The following is a 15,429-nucleotide window of genomic DNA, read 5'->3' on the forward strand; positions in this document are numbered from 1 at the left end:
CGGCACCCCATCCGCGCGCAACGGAGAGTAGGGTCCCCAGCATGTCAACAGAACCTCCCCCCACAACCCCGCCCCTGCCCCCGACCCCGCCGGAAGGCACCCCTGACGCTCCACCGACGTCGCCCGAGCCGCCCCAGTTCTAACGGGAGGTCGCCGAGCGGATCACGCTCAGTGAGCGAACGGCACGCCTTCTGAAGCGGCGCCGGCCTCAGCCGAGATCGTCTCCCCCTCGTCGGTGGTGACCTCGGCGGGCCGGCGCACCAGCAGCGAGGCGGCCACGCCCAGCAGCGAGATGATCGCGCCGCACAGGAACGCGGCCTGGATGCCGCTGGCCGAGGCGGCGAGCTGCGTCGATCCTGAGGCCAGCGATGAGGCGGTGACTCCCGCCATGACGGCCACGAACACCGCGGTGCCCGAGGCGCCGGCGAGCTGCTGCACGGTGCCGATGATGGCCGAACCGTGCGAGTACAGCTTGGGTCGGAGCGACCCGAGCCCCGCCGTGAAGAGCGGCGTGAACATGAGGGCGAGGCCACCGCTCAGCACCACGTGCGCGCCGAGCACGGCCCACACGGGCGTGGTGGCTCCCACCATGGTGAGCCCCCACAGCACGGCGCTCACGATGATGGCGCCCGGGATCACGAGGGGTCGCGGCCCCACGCGGTCGTAGGCGCGCCCTACGAACGGCGCGAGCACACCCATGGTGATGCCGCCGGGCAGCAGCAGCAGGCCGGTGGCGAGGGCATCGAGCCCCAGCACTCCCTGCAGGTAGAACGGCAGCACGATGATGGTGCCGAACAGCGCCATCATGCTCACGCCCAGCAGCAGCACCGACACGGTGAACGTGCGCGAGCGGAAGGTGCGCAGGTCGAGCAGGGCGCGATCCTTCTTCTGCAGCGAGATCTGACGTGCCACGAAGAAGGCGAGCGCGGCGAGGCCCACGAGCAGCGGCAGCCAGCTCGACATGAAGCTCGCGGTGGCACTGCCGATGTTGCTGAGTCCGAACACGAATCCGCCGAAGCCGATGGCCGAGGCGATCACCGAGATCACGTCGATCGGCACCTTGCGCGGCGTGGTGACATTCTGCACCCGCAGGAAGCCGAGCACGAGCGAGGCGACGGCGATCGGCAGCACGAGGATGAACATCCAGCGCCACGACAGCGTGCTCATGATGATGCCCGAGATGGTGGGCCCGATGGCGGGGGCCACCGAGATCACGATCGAGATGTTGCCCATCGTGCGCCCGCGGGTGGCCGGCGGCACCAGTGTCATGACGGTCGTCATGAGCAGCGGCATCATGATGGCGGTACCGGTCGCCTGCACCACGCGGCCGACGAGCAGCATCTCGAAGCCGGGTGCGACGGCGGCGATGAGCGTGCCGAGGCTGAAGAGGCTCATGGCGGCGATGAACACGGGGCGGGTGTTGAAGCGCTGCAGCAGGAAGCCCGTGATCGGGATGACAACAGCCATGGTGAGCATGAAGGCGGTGGAGAGCCACTGCGCCGCCACCTCGGTGATGCCGAGGTCGGTCACGAGGTGCGGGATCGCCACACCCATGATGGTCTCGTTGAGGATGACGACGAACGCCGAGACGAGCAGCAGGTTGATCACGAGCTTGTTGCGCTTCTCGATGCGCACGGCTTCGGAGGAGCTCGGGGCAGACGTGGAGATGTCGGTCACGGGGTGATCCTGTCGTAGAGGTGCGAACGGAGGCGGGGAGCGAAGACGGAGGCGGACGCGCGGCCTCGGTGAGGTGAACGTCGCGTCCAGTGTCGCGTATTCCTCCGACAATGATGTTTCCAGAATGTGAACAGTGTCAACATCATAGCCCCTCTCCGGTGTGCGAGACTCGTCCCCATGACGAACGAGGCCGGAACCCGGAGCGCCGACACCTCTCCCCGCGCCGAGGCGGCGGCCAGGCTCGCGCACGCGATCGGCCGGCTGAACCGGCGGATCCGCTACACGGGCGACCTGACGCCCGGCCAGATCTCGGCGCTCGGCACCATCGTGGCGTCGGGCTCGATCCGCCCGGGCGATCTCGCCAGGGTCGAGCGCGTGGCCGCTCCTACGGTCACCCGGCTGCTCACCGATCTCGAGAGCCGCGGACTCGTGGAGCGCACGGCCGACCCGGCCGACGGCCGCTCGTTCTTCCTCAGCTCCACCGAGGCGGGGGTGGCTGCCATCGACAAGGCCCGCTCGGAGCGCGCCCTGCGGGTGCTCGAGCTGTTCGAGGAGCTCGACGTCGACACGATCGACACCCTCGTGGAGTCGCTCGACGCCCTCGAGGCCGCGTCGGGCATGCAGCCGCACGAGAGCTGACGGGGGCCGCCGGCACCCGGCGCTCCTACTGCTCCGGATGCGATCCGGTCGTGTACGTCACGGTCGAGTTCACCACTCCGCCCACTCGGTACTCGGCACCGTACTCGTCGTCGGCGACCGCCTGGACCTCGTCGTCCCTGTCGACGAACACGCCGATCGGCGAGAACCCGTGCGCTTCACCGATCCGCCCGAGCTCGGCGATGAGCTCCTCGCGGCCCTCACCCGCGGCCGGGAACGGCGCATCGAAGCTCCAGCGCGGCGAGATCGAGACCTTCGCGTCGTCACCGGCCACCGCCGTGTCGCCCACGAGGGTCTGCGCGGCCGTCTTCTCGCTCCAGGTGCCCCCGGGCACGGCACTCGACATGGCGTCGCGCATCTCGCTCAGCATCTCGTCGTAGTCGGCCACGACGGTCGACAACGGCGGGCGCTGCACCGCCCCCGAATCGCCCGATCCGCTCGAGTCGTTCATGAAGGGTCCTCTCATACAGCCGGCCAGAAGGGCCAGGATCGTCACGGCCAGCACGACGGAGCCGACGCGGCCGACAGCACGGCGTCGCCGCCCCGCCTGCGGCGAAGCAGTCGCTCCCAGCGGGGTGCGCATCAGAACAGGGCCTCCCAGCCCCAGCGCAAGTACCGGCCGGTCGTCACTCCGGCTTCGACCACCGAGTCGGCGATGTTCCGCGGCACGTCGATGGCTCCGTAGAGCGAACCGCGCAGAACGTCGCCGATCCCGGAGTTGTCACCCGTGATCACGCGGTCCTGGTTGCCGCCCACGACCGCCGCGATGTTGTACTGGCTCGTCGACTCCTCGATGAGGTACTCGGAGTGGCCGTACGACTGGCCGTACTGGCCGGTGCCGTCGGCCGAGAGATTGGTCGCCCCCGGCAGCTGGTTGGGGTCGGTGCCGAACGCGCCGAGGTCGGCGACGGGGTCGCGATCCGCCTCCAGCACGTAGAGTTCGCCGCTGCCGGTCTGCAGATCCCCCACGTCGCTCGTTCCGAGGCCGGGCGATCCGAAGACCACCGCGTCGTCGAAGGCGCTCGTCTGCTGCAGCGCGAGGCCCGTCACGAACGAGCCGTAGGAGTGCCCGATCGCCGTGAGGTGGGTGTCGCCGTTGACCGAGCGGATGCCCTCGCCGAAGCGCGCGAGGTCGTCGCTGCCGTCGATGCCGTTCGTGGGGATCGCCGCCTCCGCCCATTGCGGGGAGTCGTAGCCCATCCACACCACCATGGCCGAGGTCTCGTCTATGCCGAGCTGCTCGTTCTGGTCGCCGATCGCCGCCTGGATGGCCGCCATGTCGGCGAGAGGGCCCGAGAGGCCGCCGGGGGTGTCCGCCCGCGAGTTCATGCCCTGGGTGTACACCCCCACGTTGTCGGCGGTGTCGACATCGCCCACCGAGATGGCGATCCTCACGGGGTCGCCCGAGCCGGTGTCGAGGAGCAGCAGGTGGGTGTCCGGGTTCTCGGCGAGCACGGTCTCGGCGTTCTCCAGCACGTCGATGGCGCGTTGAAGTTCAGCCGCCTCGCCGGGATCGCTCGGCACCGGGAGGGACTGCAGGCGCTCCAGCTCGCTCTCGAGGTAGGCGCGGTTGGCCTCGTCGCGCACCGAGAACGGGATGCCGTCGAGCTGGCCGATGAGGCCCGGGTTCTCGTCGATGTAGCGCTGCTGCTCCTCGGGGCTGAGCGAATCCCACCAGTCGCGCACCTCGTCGGTGGAGGCGTCGTCGGCCGGCAGCGGAGGCAGAGGGCCGGTCGCGTCGTCGCCCGAGCCCGTTCCGCCGGTTCCGCCCGTTCCCGTGCCCCCCGAGCCCGTTCCCGTGCCCCCCGAGCCGGTTCCGCCGACTCCCGAGCCGCCCCCGTCGTCGCTCGAGGCGCCTTCCTGCTCGTCGGCGTTCCGCACGAGGGCAGCAGCGCCCTGCTCGAGCAGGCGGGCCGCGGCAACGAGCTGGCCGCTGTAGCGCCCGCCCCAGTCCGCGCGGAACCCCTCCGCATCCGGGCCGCGCCACGGGCTCGACTGCACCTGCCCTGTCACGGTCCCCTTCGCCGAGGTCAGCTGCGCCCCGGCCTCGCTGAACTGCTTGGCGAGAGCCCTCAGCTCCCCGACATCCGCCCCCAGGAATGTCATCGCGCTACACGAAGGTGTTCTCGAGAACGCCGATCCCCGAGATCTCCACGGTCACGGTGTCTCCCGACTCCATCGGCGCCACACCGGCGGGTGTTCCGGTGAGGATCACGTCGCCCGGCAGCAGGGTGAACACGGCCGAGGCGTAGGCCACGATCGCGGCCACCGAGTGCACCATGTCGGTGAGCGGTGCGCTCTGCGCGAGCACTCCGTTCAGCCGGGTCTCGACCGTCGAGGTCGAGAGGTCGAACTCCGTCTCGATCACGGGCCCGAGCGGGCAGAAGGTGTCGAAGCCCTTGGCCCTCGCCCACTGGCCGTCGGTCTTCTGCAGGTCGCGCGCGGTCACGTCGTTGGCCACGGTGTAGCCGAAGATCACGCTCTGGGCGTCGGCGGCGGCCACGTTCTTGGCCACGCTGCCGATCACGATGGCGAGCTCGCCCTCGAAGTCCACCCGGTTCGACTGCGGTGGGCGAACGATGCGGTCACCCGGCCCGATCACCGAGGTGTTGGGCTTGAGGAAGAGCAGCGGCTCCGCGGGTGCCTCTCCGCCCATCTCGGCCGCGTGGTCGAGGTAGTTCTTGCCCACGGCCACGACCTTCGACCGCGGGATGACGGGGGCGAGCAGCGTCGCGGCCGAGAGTGGGATGCGCTCCCCCGTGGTGTCGAACCCGGCGAACATCGGGTCCCCGTTGAGCACCACGAGCTCGGTCTCCCCGCCCGCGGTGTCGACGTCGAGGATCCCGTACGAAATCGTGCCCCCGGAGTGGCTGAACCGTGCGACCTTCATGCGTCCAACCTCGTCAGCCAGTTGTGGCGATCCTCGATGCGGCCGTACTGGATGTCGGTGAGCTCCTGGCGGATCGACATCGTGAGCTCCCCCGCGGGGGCGTTCTCGTCGCCGATGGTGCCCTCGGGCGACTTGAGCGCCGAGATGGGGGTGATCACGGCCGCGGTGCCGCACGCGAACACCTCGGTGATCTCGCCGGAGGCCACGCCGTCCCGCCACTCGGCCACGGTCACATCGCGCTCCTCCACGGTCATGCCGCGGTCGCGGGCGAGCTGGATGATGCTGTCGCGCGTGATCCCCTCGAGGATGGCGCCGGTGAGCCGCGGGGTCACGAGCTTCTCGCCCTTGTGCACGAAGAACACGTTCATGCCGCCGAGCTCATCGATGTGCTGCCCGGTCTCGCCGTCGAGGAAGAGCACCTGCGCGCAGTCGTTCTCGTACGCCTCCTGCTGGGGCAGCAGCGAGGCGGCGTAGTTGCCGCCGCACTTGGCCGCTCCGGTGCCGCCGCGGCCGGCACGCGAGTACTCGGTCGACAGCCAGATGGCCACGGGGGCCACGCCGCCGGTGAAGTAGGCGCCCGCGGGGCTCGCGATCACGTAGTAGGCCACCCGCTGCGAGGGCCGCACCCCCAGGAACGACTCGTTCGCGATCATGAACGGGCGGATGTACAGGCTCGTCTCGGGAGCGCTCGGCACCCACGATCCGTCGACGGCCACGAGCTGCTTGAGCGACTCCACGAAGTCCTCCGTGGCGAGCTCGGGCAGGGCAAGGCGGCGGGCGGAGCGCTGCAGGCGGTCGGCGTTCTTCTCCGGCCGGAAGGTCCAGATGGAGCCGTCGGCGTGGCGGTAGGCCTTGAGGCCCTCGAAGATCTCCTGTGCGTAGTGCAGCACCGCCGCGGAGGGGTCGAGCTGGATGGGGCCGTAGGGGATCACCGCGGCGTCATGCCAGCCGGCGTCGATCGTCCAGTCGATCTGCACCATGTGGTCGGTGAAGTGCTTGCCGAAGCCGGGGTCGGAGAGGATGACCTCCCGCTCGGCCTCCGCACGGGCGGCCTGCGACGGCGTGTGCTCGAACCGGAGCGGGAAGGTGGATGTCGGTGCCAGTGTCATGATCTGTCTTTTCGTCGGATCGTTTTACGAGAGTGCGGCCACGATGGCGTCGCCGATGGCTGAGGTCGATCTGGCCGAGCCGTCCCGGCCCGCGATGTCGGCCACCACGGCCTCGCGCACGCGGTTCGCCGCATCCGGGAGCCGGAGATGGTCGAGCATGAGCGCGACCGAGAGGATCGCCGCGGTGGGATCGGCCTTCTGCTGTCCTGCGATGTCGGGAGCGGATCCGTGGACCGGTTCGAACATCGAGGGGTACGTGCCGTCGGGGTTGATGTTGCCCGAGGCCGCCAGTCCGATACCGCCGCTGATCGCGCCGGCGAGGTCGGTGAGGATGTCGCCGAAGAGGTTGTCCGTGACGATGACATCGAATCTAGCAGGGTCGGTCACCAGGAAGATGGTGGCCGCGTCGACGTGGAGGTAGTCGACGTCCACGGAGGGGAAAGTGGCCCCCACCTCGTCGACGATCCGCTTCCACAGGCCGCCGGAGAAGGTGAGCACGTTGGTCTTGTGCACGAGCGTGAGCTTGTTGCGGCGAGCAGCCGCCCGGGCGAAGGCGTCGCGCACGACGCGCTCCACGCCGTAGGCCGTGTTGACCGAGACCTCGTTGGCGATCTCGTGCGGGGTGCCGGCGCGGATGGCACCGCCGTTGCCCACGTAGGGGCCCTCGGTGCCTTCACGCACCACCACGAAGTCGACGTCGCCGTGCGAGGCGAGCGGCGAGGGCACGCCCGGGTAGATCACGGTGGGGCGGAGGTTGACGTAGTGGTCGAGCGAGAAGCGCAGCTTCAGCAGCAGACCGCGCTCGATGTTGGCGTCCTTCAGGCGCGGGTCGCCCGGCACTCCGCCGACCGCTCCGAGCAGGATGACGTCGTGGGCCGAGATGGCGGCCAGGTCCTCATCCGTCAGCACGTCGCCCGTCTCGAGGTACCGCGCGGCCCCGAGCGAGAACGTGGTCTTCTCGAACCCGATCCCCTCGGCGGCGGCCACGGCGTCGAGCACCTTCACGGCCTCGGACACGACCTCGGGACCGATCCCGTCCCCGGGAATGAGAGCAAGCTTGAAGGACTGTTCCATAGGCCTAGATTACTGCCGCACCGCCGCCTCCGCCGCGCGCTCGAGGAAGCGGCGGAGAGGCGCGTTGCGTTCGCCCACGAGGGCGCGACGGTAGGCCTCCGCCGAGTCGTCCTGGCGGCCCAAGCGGCGGAGCAGGTCGGCGCGTACAGCCCAGACCTGACGCTCGAGCGCCGCTCCCGTGCCCGCCCCCGGGAGGCCGCTCCGATCCAGTTCGTCGAGCGCCCGACCCGGTCCGACGGCCGGGAGGTGGCTGATCGCCACGATCCGGTTGAGGGCGACGGCGGGCGAGGGCCAAGCGGTCTCGAGGGCGTCGTAGAGCGAGACGATCGACACCCAGTCGGTCTCGGCCCAGCTCGGCGCCCTGGTGTGGAGGCCCGAGATGCCGGCCTGCAGCGCGAGGCGGCCGCGACCGGCGAGGGCGATCGTGGCCTGGTCGAGCCCCTCGTCGATGAGCCGGCGATCCCAGAGCGACCGGTCGGCGTGTTCGAGCGTCACGACCGAGCCGTCCTCCCCCGTGCGTGCCGGCGCTCTGGCCTCGGTGAGCAGCAGGAGGGCGAGGAGCCCACGCGCTTCGAGGTGCCGTGGCACGAGCGCCACGATGGAGCGGGCCAGCAGCACGGCGGCCGTGGTGGTGTCGTAGCGCGTGAGTCCGTCTCCGCCCGGCGCGGTGTGGCCGGTCGTGTACAGCAGGTACACCGTGGCGAGCACGTCGTCGGTGCGTTCGGCGATCTCGTGCGGGCCGGGGCTCTCGAGGCGGATCCCCTCGGCCTGGATGCGCTTCTTCGCCCGTGTCAGCCTGGCCGCCATCGTGGCCTCCTTCACGAGCAGCAGATCGGCGATCTCGGCCGTGGGCACACCATAGACCGCTCGGAGCGCGAGGCACAGCCTGGCCTCCTCGCTGAGGTCGGGGTGGCAGGTCATGTAGATCAGCTGGAGCCGGTCGTCGTCCACCGCGGTCGGGAACGGGTCGATCCCGGCCTCGACCGCCTCTCGAGCCGCGTGGTCGGCCGCCTCGGCGGCGAGCCGGCCGTACTTCCTGGCGAGTCCGGCCTCCCGCCGCTGGTGGTCGACGGCGAGATGCTTCGCCGTGGTGGTGATCCACGACGCCGGGTTCCTCAGCTCCTCCGCGCCGCTCCGGAGCTGGGCGGCCGCTCGGGCGAAGGCCTCCTGCGCGCAGTCCTCCGCGAGCTGGAGGTCGCCGGTGAAACGCAGCAGGCTGCCGAGGATGCGGGGCCACTCCTCCCGGAAGACCGTCGCGAGCGCGTCGTCGGGCGCATCATCACCCGCCGTCTCGGTCTCGGTCTCGCCGGGAGGAGGCACAGCCCGCCTCAGCCCGCGTTCGCCTGGTTGCCCGTGTCGATCACCGGGAACAGCTCGACCGACCCGCCGGTGGGCACGAGTGCGGCGAGCTCACGCGCCTGGGCATCGGTCTCCACCGCGATCTTGTAGAACCCGGAGACGATCTCCTTCGTCTCGCTGAACGGCCCGTCCGTGAACACGGCCGGCTGGCCGTCGCGAGCGGGCGTGATCCGCACCGCCTTGTCGCTCGACTCGAGGGCGTCGCCGCCGAGCACCTGCCCGCCGGCGGCGGCGACGGCCTGCGTGAAGGCACCGTGCTTCTGCATCGCCTCCGCCCAGGACTCCTCGGTCTCGGCCGACGAGTCCCACTCCGGCTCGCGGATGAGGATGATGAATTCCTTGGTCATGATGTCTCCTGCTCTTCGAGGGTGTGTCGTTCTGACATCACTACGACGAACGGTAGCGGCCGCAATCGACAGCCGCGAGACAAATTTTTCCGAGAGATCAGCTCTCGGTGATGTCGATCTCCTGCATCACGTCGGCCTCGATGGCCGCGGCGAGCGACTCGAGCAGGCCGTCGGGGGCCGGGGAGTCGATCGTGAGCACCGAGAGGGCCTTGCCGCCGGCCTCGTGGCGGGCGATCTGCATGCCCGCGATGTTCACGGAGGCCTCGCCGAACTCCTTGCCGTAGACCGCCACGATGCCGGGCCGGTCGGTGTAGAGCATCACGATGAGGTGCTTGGCGAAGGGCACCTCCACGTCGTAGCCGTTGATCTCCACGATCTTCTCGATCTGCTTCGTGCCCGTCAGGGTGCCGGAGACCGAGATCTGCGATCCGTCGCTCAGAGCGCCCGAGAGGGTGATGACGTTGCGGTACTCCTCCGACACGGGGTCGGTGATGAGCCGCACGTCGACCCCGCGCTGCTCGGCGAGCAGCGGGGCGTTCACGTACGAGACGCTCTCGCTCACGACGTTGGTGAACACGCCCTTGAGCGCGGCGAGCTTGAGCACGCTCACGTCGTAGTCGGCGAGCTCGCCCTTCACGACAACGTCGATCGAGGTCACGGGGCTGTCGGCGAGGCCGGAGAACACTTGGCCGAGCTTCTCGATGAGCGGGATGCCGGGGCGCACGTACGGGTCGATGACTCCGCCGGCCACGTTCACGGCATCCGGAACGAGCTCGCCGGAGAGCGCGAGGCGCACCGACTTGGCCACCGAGACACCGGCCTTCTCCTGCGCCTCGTCGGTGGAGGCGCCGAGGTGCGGGGTCACGACGACGTTGGGCAGCGCGAGCAACGGGGAGTCCTTCGGCGGCTCGCTCACGAACACGTCGAGCCCTGCACCCGCGATGACGTCGCCGGTGAGCGCGCGGTAGAGCGCATCCTCGTCGATGAGGCCGCCGCGGGCCACGTTGACGATGTAGGCGGTCGGCTTCATGAGCGCGAGCTGCTCGTCGGAGATCATGCCGGTGGTCTCCGGCGTCTTCGGCATGTGGATGGTGATGAAGTCGCTCTGCGCGAGCAGCTCGTCGAGCGTCACGAGGGTGACGCCGAGCTGCTGGGCGCGGGCGCTCGTGACGTAGGGGTCGTACGCGATCACGTTCACCCCGAACGCCTGCAGGCGCGCGGTGATGAGGGCGCCGATGCGGCCGAGGCCGATGATGCCGACGGTCTTCTCGTAGAGCTCGGTGCCCGTGTAGGCGGAGCGCTTCCACTGCCCCTGGGCGAGCGCGGCGTGCGCGGCCGGGATGTGGCGGGCGAGGCTCAGGATGTGGCCCACGGTGAGCTCGGCGGCCGAGATGATGTTGGAGGTGGGAGCGTTCACCACCATGACACCGGCGGTGGTGGCCGCCTTGATGTCGACGTTGTCGAGGCCCACGCCCGCGCGGGCGACCACCTTGAGCACGGGAGCCGCGGCGATGGCCTCGGCGTCGACCTTGGTGGCGGAGCGCACCAGGATGGCGTCGGCCTCCGCGAGCGCCGCGAGCAGCGCCGGGCGGTCGGTGCCGTCGACGGAGCGCACCTCGAAGTCGGGCCCGAGGGCGTCGACGGTGGCGGGAGAGAGTTCTTCGGCGATCAGCACGACCGGCTTCGACACGGACGGATCCTTCGTTCGGTGGTGGGGAACCACTCAACTGTAGTGCAGGCACAATGAGGGGATGGACCTGCTCACCGTCTCGGCGCTCGTGCTGCGCATCCTCCTCGCCGTGGTCTTCATCGGCATGGGGATCAATCACTTCGTGCCGGCCTCGGTGCGCGCCATGGCGGCCATGATCCCGCCCCGCCTGCGCTCGACACGCATCACGCCTCGCATGCTCGTGTACGTCACGGGCGTCTGCGAGATCGCGGGAGGTCTCGGGCTGCTGTTCCCGCCCACCCGCATCGCGGCGGGCATCGCCCTGGTCGTCTTCCTCGCCGCGGTCTTCCCGGCGAACGCCTACGCGGCCCGGCACAAGGAGCGGTTCGGTGCGCTCGCCATCCCCTTCTGGCCGCGCCTAGTGGGCCAGATCGTGCTCGCCGCGCTGATCCTCGTGGCGGCGTTCCTCTGACGCGGGCTGATGCGGCCGGACGCAGGCTGACGCAGGCTGCGGCTCCTACGCGAGGGCGAGGATGTCGAGCGAGATCACCGAGACCACGGTGAAGCCCACCACGAACACCACGGCGCGAGCGGCGTTGCGCATCCGCCGGCCCACGAGCAGAGCCACGAGGTAGACGACGATCGGCACCACCGCGTAGCCGATGATGAGCGCCCACACTCCCCCGGTGACCTCCGCGCCGAACTCGGAGAAGGTCGCCACGACCCCCACGAGGTTCGCGATGCCGCCCCACACGTGGTACGCGTACAGGAAGGCGAAGATCAGGGCGACGGCCCAGCCCGAGCGGCCGAAGGTCGAGAAGCCGCGCTTGTCGCGCGTGCCCGGAGCGGCCCCGGATCCGGACGCGGCGGATGGTGCGGTGGCGGCGCTCATGCGGCCCTCCCGATCAGGAACGGCCAGGGCACGAGCACGAGCATGCCGATCACGAGCCAGAGGAACGTGTAGCGCATGTCCTTCTTCTGCGTGAGCAGCAGCGTGGCGATGAACCACAGCGGCGAGGCGGCGATGGCGAGCGTGCGGGCCACGAGGTCGCTCACCACGCCGAACGTCACGACCTCGGCCACCTCGGCCGTGGTGAAGCTGATGACCCAGCCGATCGTGTAGAGCAGGTACACCCCGCCGAGCACACCGTAGGCGATGAGGGCCACAGAGCTGGTCTGCGCGGTGGCCTTCTCGGCCTCGGCCAGATCCTTCTCGGCGAGCAGGTCCTCGGCCTCGTCGGCCTCCTCCTCCACCGTGCGTCGTGCCGGTGCACCGGGCGCCGCGGCCTTCGACCCCGCACCCGTCACTCCCCCCGTGCCGGTCGTCGTCACCGGCGCCAGGGTGGGGTCGTCGTCCCCGGCCCAGCCCAGGCCCTCGTCGTCATCCCGCCGGTCGCTCATGCCGCCAGTTTACTGCGCGCCCCCGAGCACGGCCGCCCGCCGTTCCGCCCCGCCGCCGGGTAGCATCCACAGCGAGGGTGCGCTCTCGGCGCGCCGACGCGATCGAGGAGGATCACCATGGGCGGAGTCATCGGGGAATCGGCGAACGGTGAGGCCCTGGCGGCCTCCCGCAGAGTGCGCGCCGCCACCACGGTCATCCTCGAGCCGAGCTGGGCCCTGGTGTTCCGGAACGGCGATCTCGAGCTCGTGGCCGACCACAGCGTGGTGGTGCAGGACGGCAGGATCGACCGGATCGTGGAGGGCCGGATCGCGGGCGACGACGTGCGCATCGACATGACCGGCCAGCTGCTCATCCCCGGCATGATCTCGGCCCACACGCACGTGGCGCTCGGCTCCCCCACGCGCGGGCTCATCGAGGGCGGCCGCTCCTACGCCACCCCGGCCGTGATGCTCGAGCAGCTCTCGGGTGACGACCTCGACGCCGTGACGGCCTACAACCTCGCCGAGATCCTGCGCGCCGGCTGCACCACGCAGCTCGAGCAGTCGCTCTCGCTCGAGCACGCCCGGTCGTACGTGCGGGTGGCCCGCGACTGGGGTGTGCGCGGCTACCCCTCCGGCATGCTGCCCACGTTCTCGTCGATGCTGCCGGTCTGGTTCGCTCCGGATGACAGCACGCTCACCGACTCCGAGACCGCCACGATCGCCGAGATCACGGCGTTCCTCGAGTGGGCCCGCACGGTGCAGGGCGCCGAGGACGACCGCATCCGGCCCATGATCGCGCCTCACGGCCCCGAGACGGCCACTCCCGCCACTCTCGACGCGGTCGCGGCGGCCGCCCGCGAGCTCGGCACCGGCATCCACACGCACCTCGCCACGCTGCCGCACGACGCGGCGCGCATGCAGCGGCTCTGGGGCAAGGGCCCTGTGCACTGGGTGGAGGATCACGGCTGGTACGACGTGCCGTTCTTCGGCGCGCACCTGGGCGGCTGGGACGCAGCGAACGACGCGCCCTTCCTCGCCACCAAGGAGAACTTCACGTTCGTGCACTGCCCTTCGGGTGCGGGCGCGGGCTCCGGGGAGGGCAGGCAGCCGTTCATCGAGGCCCTCGGATCGGGCATCAATGTGGCCGTGGGGCTCGACTCGCACTCCAACGACCTGCTCGAGAACGCCAAGCTCGCGGTGCTCTACGGCCGGCTGCGCCACGACATCCTGGGCGGGACGAGCCCGGTGCCGGTGAAGCGGCCGACCGTGTGGGACATGATCCGCTCGGTCACCGTCAACCCGGCGAAGGGTCTGCAGCGAGACGACCTGGGCCGCATCGAGGTGGGCGCCCTCGCCGACCTGACCTCGATCGACATCTCCGGGCTGCTCGTGGGCGGAGGCGTGCCCGGTCCCGAGCCGCTCAACAACCTGCTCTACGCCAACGGCCGCATGGTGCAGAACGTCATGACGCAGGGGGTGCTGCAGGTGAGCGACGGGCACCTCGTGGTCGACGACGAGGCCGGCATCATCCGCCGCGGTGGCGAGGTGGTCGCCCGGCTCTGGTCCGACCTCGCCGACGCCGACTTCTTCACCCCCACCCCGCGGTAGCCCGAGCACGCGGCCCCGAGCACGGAGAAGGGCCCCGGAACCGAGATCCCGGGGCCCTTCTCGAGCGTCGACTAGCGGGCGGCGGAGCCGTCCGTGTAATCGGCGTCCTGCTGCTTCCAGGCGAAGAGAGCACGGAGCTCCTTGCCGGTGGCCTCGATGGGGTGCGCTGCACCCTTCTCGCGGAGGGCGAGGAACTCGGGGGCTCCCGCATCCTGGTCGTCGATGAAGCGCTTGGCGAACGCGCCGGACTGGATGTCGGCGAGAACGGCCTGCATGTTCTCCTTGACGCTGGGGTCGATCACGCGCGGGCCGGAGACGTAGTCGCCGTACTCGGCGGTGTCGGAGACGCTCCAGCGCTGCTTGGCGATGCCGCCCTCCCACATGAGGTCGACGATGAGCTTGAGCTCGTGCAGCACCTCGAAGTAGGCGATCTGCGGCTGGTAGCCGGCCTCGGTGAGGGTCTCGAAGCCGTACTGGACGAGCTGCGAGACACCGCCGCAGAGCACGGCCTGCTCGCCGAACAGGTCGGTCTCGGTCTCTTCGGTGAAGGTGGTCTTGATGCCGCCGGCGCGCAGGCCGCCGATGCCCTTGGCGTAGCTCCAGGCGAGCTCCCACGCCGAACCGGTCGAGTCCTTCTCGACGGCCACGATCACGGGCACGCCGCGGCCGGCCTCGTACTCGCGGCGCACGGTGTGACCGGGGCCCTTGGGAGCCACCATGATCACGTCGACGCCCTCGGGCGCCTCGATGTAGCCGAAGCGGATGTTGAAGCCGTGACCGAACACGAGCGTCTTGCCGTCGGCCAGGTTCGGCTGGATGTCAGCGGCGTAGATGCCGCGCTGGTGCTGGTCGGGCGCGAGGATGACGATGACGTCGGCCCACGAGGTGGCGTCGGCCACGGAGAGCACGGTGAAGCCCGCCTCCTCGGCCTTGGGGGTCGACTTCGACCCCTCCTTGAGCGCCACGACGACCTCGACACCGGAGTCGCGGAGGTTGAGGGCGTGGGCGTGGCCCTGCGAGCCGTAGCCGATGACGGCCACCTTCTTGCCCTGGATCAGGGACAGGTCGGCATCCTGGTCGTAGAAGATCTCGGTCACTGTAGTTTTTCTCCTTGATTGGGGACTTGTTCAGTTCTAAAAGGGGTCAGTTCTTGAACACGCGCTCGGTGATGCTCTTGCCGCCACGGCCGATCGCGAGAAGGCCCGACTGGGCGATCTCCTTGATCCCGTAGGGCTCGATCACGCGCAGGAACGCCTGGATCTTGCCGCTGTCGCCGGTGACCTCGATCACGAGCGCATCCGTCGACACGTCGACGACGCGGGCCCTGAAGAGGTTGACCGCCTCGAGCACCTGCGAGCGCGTGGTGTTGTCGACGCGCACCTTGACGAGCAGGTGCTCGCGCTGCACGGACTGGCTCGGGTCGAGCTCCACGATCTTGATCACGTTGATGAGCTTGTTGAGCTGCTTCGTGACCTGCTCGAGCGGCAGCTCCTCCACGTCGACCACCACGGTGATGCGCGAGAGGCCCTCGATCTCGGAGTGACCCACGGCGAGCGACTCGATGTTGAAGCCGCGCCGGGCGAAGAGGCCGGCCACGCGGGTCAGCAGACCCGGCTTGTCCTCCACGAGGAGGCTCAGAACATGCGTGCTCATCGG

Annotated in this window: 16 protein-coding genes; 3 read left to right on the top strand and 13 right to left on the bottom strand. The window is 69.8% G+C overall.

Annotated features, from left to right (window positions below; all coding sequences use genetic code 11):
• Positions 1–168 precede the first annotated feature (168 nt).
• On the bottom strand, positions 169–1,677 hold the full coding sequence (locus ACEXQC_RS07120) for an MDR family MFS transporter (protein WP_374819900.1): 1,509 nt from the start codon (positions 1,675–1,677) through the stop codon (positions 169–171).
• 177 nt (positions 1,678–1,854) lie between these two features.
• Between ACEXQC_RS07120 and ACEXQC_RS07125 the strand changes: the two genes are divergently transcribed.
• Entirely contained in the window at positions 1,855–2,316 is a 462-nt protein-coding gene (locus ACEXQC_RS07125; protein WP_374819902.1) for a MarR family winged helix-turn-helix transcriptional regulator, read from the top strand.
• 25 nt (positions 2,317–2,341) lie between these two features.
• Here the strand turns inward: ACEXQC_RS07125 and ACEXQC_RS07130 are convergent, their stop codons facing one another.
• The 8 genes from ACEXQC_RS07130 to serA form a co-directional block, all read right to left on the bottom strand.
• Positions 2,342–2,917, bottom strand: a complete 576-nt coding sequence (locus tag ACEXQC_RS07130) for an LppA family lipoprotein (protein ID WP_374819904.1) — start codon at positions 2,915–2,917, stop codon at positions 2,342–2,344.
• On the bottom strand, positions 2,917–4,440 hold the full coding sequence (locus ACEXQC_RS07135; RefSeq protein WP_374819906.1) for an alpha/beta hydrolase: 1,524 nt from the start codon (positions 4,438–4,440) through the stop codon (positions 2,917–2,919). The genes ACEXQC_RS07130 and ACEXQC_RS07135 overlap by 1 nt, the downstream gene beginning before the upstream one ends.
• 4 nt (positions 4,441–4,444) lie before the next feature.
• Positions 4,445–5,224 (bottom strand): fumarylacetoacetate hydrolase family protein, encoded by a 780-nt coding sequence (locus tag ACEXQC_RS07140; protein WP_374819907.1) that lies wholly within the window; start codon positions 5,222–5,224, stop codon positions 4,445–4,447.
• The gene (locus tag ACEXQC_RS07145) at positions 5,221–6,333 is read right to left on the bottom strand and encodes a branched-chain amino acid aminotransferase (RefSeq protein WP_374819909.1); all 1,113 of its coding nucleotides are present in this window, start codon (positions 6,331–6,333) and stop codon (positions 5,221–5,223) included. Before ACEXQC_RS07145 ends, ACEXQC_RS07140 begins: the two co-directional genes overlap by 4 nt.
• Before the next feature lie 24 nt (positions 6,334–6,357).
• Positions 6,358–7,407 (bottom strand): 3-isopropylmalate dehydrogenase, encoded by a 1,050-nt coding sequence (locus tag ACEXQC_RS07150; protein ID WP_374819911.1) that lies wholly within the window; start codon positions 7,405–7,407, stop codon positions 6,358–6,360.
• A gap of 9 nt (positions 7,408–7,416) precedes the next feature.
• Positions 7,417–8,727 carry an RNA polymerase sigma factor gene (locus tag ACEXQC_RS07155; protein WP_374819913.1) on the bottom strand — a complete coding sequence of 437 codons (1,311 nt, stop codon included), beginning with the start codon at positions 8,725–8,727 and terminating at the stop codon, positions 7,417–7,419.
• Between the two features lie 8 nt (positions 8,728–8,735).
• Entirely contained in the window at positions 8,736–9,113 is a 378-nt protein-coding gene (locus ACEXQC_RS07160; RefSeq protein WP_374819915.1) for a YciI family protein, read from the bottom strand.
• Positions 9,114–9,210: 97 nt separating this feature from the next.
• Positions 9,211–10,803, bottom strand: a complete 1,593-nt coding sequence (gene serA / locus ACEXQC_RS07165; RefSeq protein WP_374819917.1) for a phosphoglycerate dehydrogenase — start codon at positions 10,801–10,803, stop codon at positions 9,211–9,213.
• A gap of 61 nt (positions 10,804–10,864) precedes the next feature.
• Between serA and ACEXQC_RS07170 the strand changes: the two genes are divergently transcribed.
• Positions 10,865–11,254 (top strand): DoxX family protein, encoded by a 390-nt coding sequence (locus ACEXQC_RS07170; protein WP_374819919.1) that lies wholly within the window; start codon positions 10,865–10,867, stop codon positions 11,252–11,254.
• Between the two features lie 45 nt (positions 11,255–11,299).
• Here ACEXQC_RS07170 and ACEXQC_RS07175 read toward each other — a convergent pair whose 3' ends face one another.
• Positions 11,300–11,674: a hypothetical protein gene (locus ACEXQC_RS07175; RefSeq protein ID WP_374819921.1), complete on the bottom strand. Its 375-nt coding sequence runs from the start codon at positions 11,672–11,674 to the stop codon at positions 11,300–11,302.
• Positions 11,671–12,183 (bottom strand): hypothetical protein, encoded by a 513-nt coding sequence (locus ACEXQC_RS07180; RefSeq protein ID WP_374819923.1) that lies wholly within the window; start codon positions 12,181–12,183, stop codon positions 11,671–11,673. The genes ACEXQC_RS07175 and ACEXQC_RS07180 overlap by 4 nt, the downstream gene beginning before the upstream one ends.
• Before the next feature lie 117 nt (positions 12,184–12,300).
• Here ACEXQC_RS07180 and ACEXQC_RS07185 point away from each other — a divergent pair, with 117 nt between their 5' ends.
• Positions 12,301–13,773, top strand: a complete 1,473-nt coding sequence (locus ACEXQC_RS07185) for an amidohydrolase family protein (protein WP_374819925.1) — start codon at positions 12,301–12,303, stop codon at positions 13,771–13,773.
• 71 nt (positions 13,774–13,844) lie between these two features.
• Here ACEXQC_RS07185 and ilvC read toward each other — a convergent pair whose 3' ends face one another.
• Both ilvC and ilvN read right to left on the bottom strand, forming a co-directional pair.
• Positions 13,845–14,870, bottom strand: coding sequence for a ketol-acid reductoisomerase (gene ilvC, locus ACEXQC_RS07190; protein ID WP_374819927.1), 1,026 nt, complete (start codon positions 14,868–14,870; stop codon positions 13,845–13,847).
• A gap of 46 nt (positions 14,871–14,916) precedes the next feature.
• Complete coding sequence (ilvN, locus tag ACEXQC_RS07195) at positions 14,917–15,426, bottom strand: acetolactate synthase small subunit (RefSeq protein WP_374819929.1); 510 nt, start codon at positions 15,424–15,426, stop codon at positions 14,917–14,919.
• Positions 15,427–15,429: the final 3 nt, after the last annotated feature.

The organism is Herbiconiux liukaitaii, assembly GCF_041927495.1.
In the GTDB taxonomy this organism is placed as follows: Bacteria; Actinomycetota; Actinomycetes; order Actinomycetales; family Microbacteriaceae; genus Herbiconiux; species Herbiconiux liukaitaii.

Excerpts from the sequence above, each read along its gene's own strand:
- ACEXQC_RS07170 (WP_374819919.1), top strand. The coding sequence starts at position 10,865 with ATGGACCTGCTCACCGTCTCGGCGCTCGTGCTGCGCATCCTCCTCGCC.
- ACEXQC_RS07180 (WP_374819923.1), bottom strand. The coding sequence starts at position 12,183 with ATGAGCGACCGGCGGGATGACGACGAGGGCCTGGGCTGGGCCGGGGAC.
- ilvN (WP_374819929.1), bottom strand. The coding sequence starts at position 15,426 with ATGAGCACGCATGTTCTGAGCCTCCTCGTGGAGGACAAGCCGGGTCTG.
- ACEXQC_RS07125 (WP_374819902.1), top strand. The coding sequence starts at position 1,855 with ATGACGAACGAGGCCGGAACCCGGAGCGCCGACACCTCTCCCCGCGCC.
- ACEXQC_RS07150 (WP_374819911.1), bottom strand. The coding sequence starts at position 7,407 with ATGGAACAGTCCTTCAAGCTTGCTCTCATTCCCGGGGACGGGATCGGT.
- ACEXQC_RS07185 (WP_374819925.1), top strand. The coding sequence starts at position 12,301 with ATGGGCGGAGTCATCGGGGAATCGGCGAACGGTGAGGCCCTGGCGGCC.
- ACEXQC_RS07145 (WP_374819909.1), bottom strand. The coding sequence starts at position 6,333 with ATGACACTGGCACCGACATCCACCTTCCCGCTCCGGTTCGAGCACACG.
- ACEXQC_RS07140 (WP_374819907.1), bottom strand. The coding sequence starts at position 5,224 with ATGAAGGTCGCACGGTTCAGCCACTCCGGGGGCACGATTTCGTACGGG.
- ACEXQC_RS07130 (WP_374819904.1), bottom strand. The coding sequence starts at position 2,917 with ATGCGCACCCCGCTGGGAGCGACTGCTTCGCCGCAGGCGGGGCGGCGA.
- ACEXQC_RS07175 (WP_374819921.1), bottom strand. The coding sequence starts at position 11,674 with ATGAGCGCCGCCACCGCACCATCCGCCGCGTCCGGATCCGGGGCCGCT.
- ACEXQC_RS07135 (WP_374819906.1), bottom strand. The coding sequence starts at position 4,440 with ATGACATTCCTGGGGGCGGATGTCGGGGAGCTGAGGGCTCTCGCCAAG.
- ACEXQC_RS07160 (WP_374819915.1), bottom strand. The coding sequence starts at position 9,113 with ATGACCAAGGAATTCATCATCCTCATCCGCGAGCCGGAGTGGGACTCG.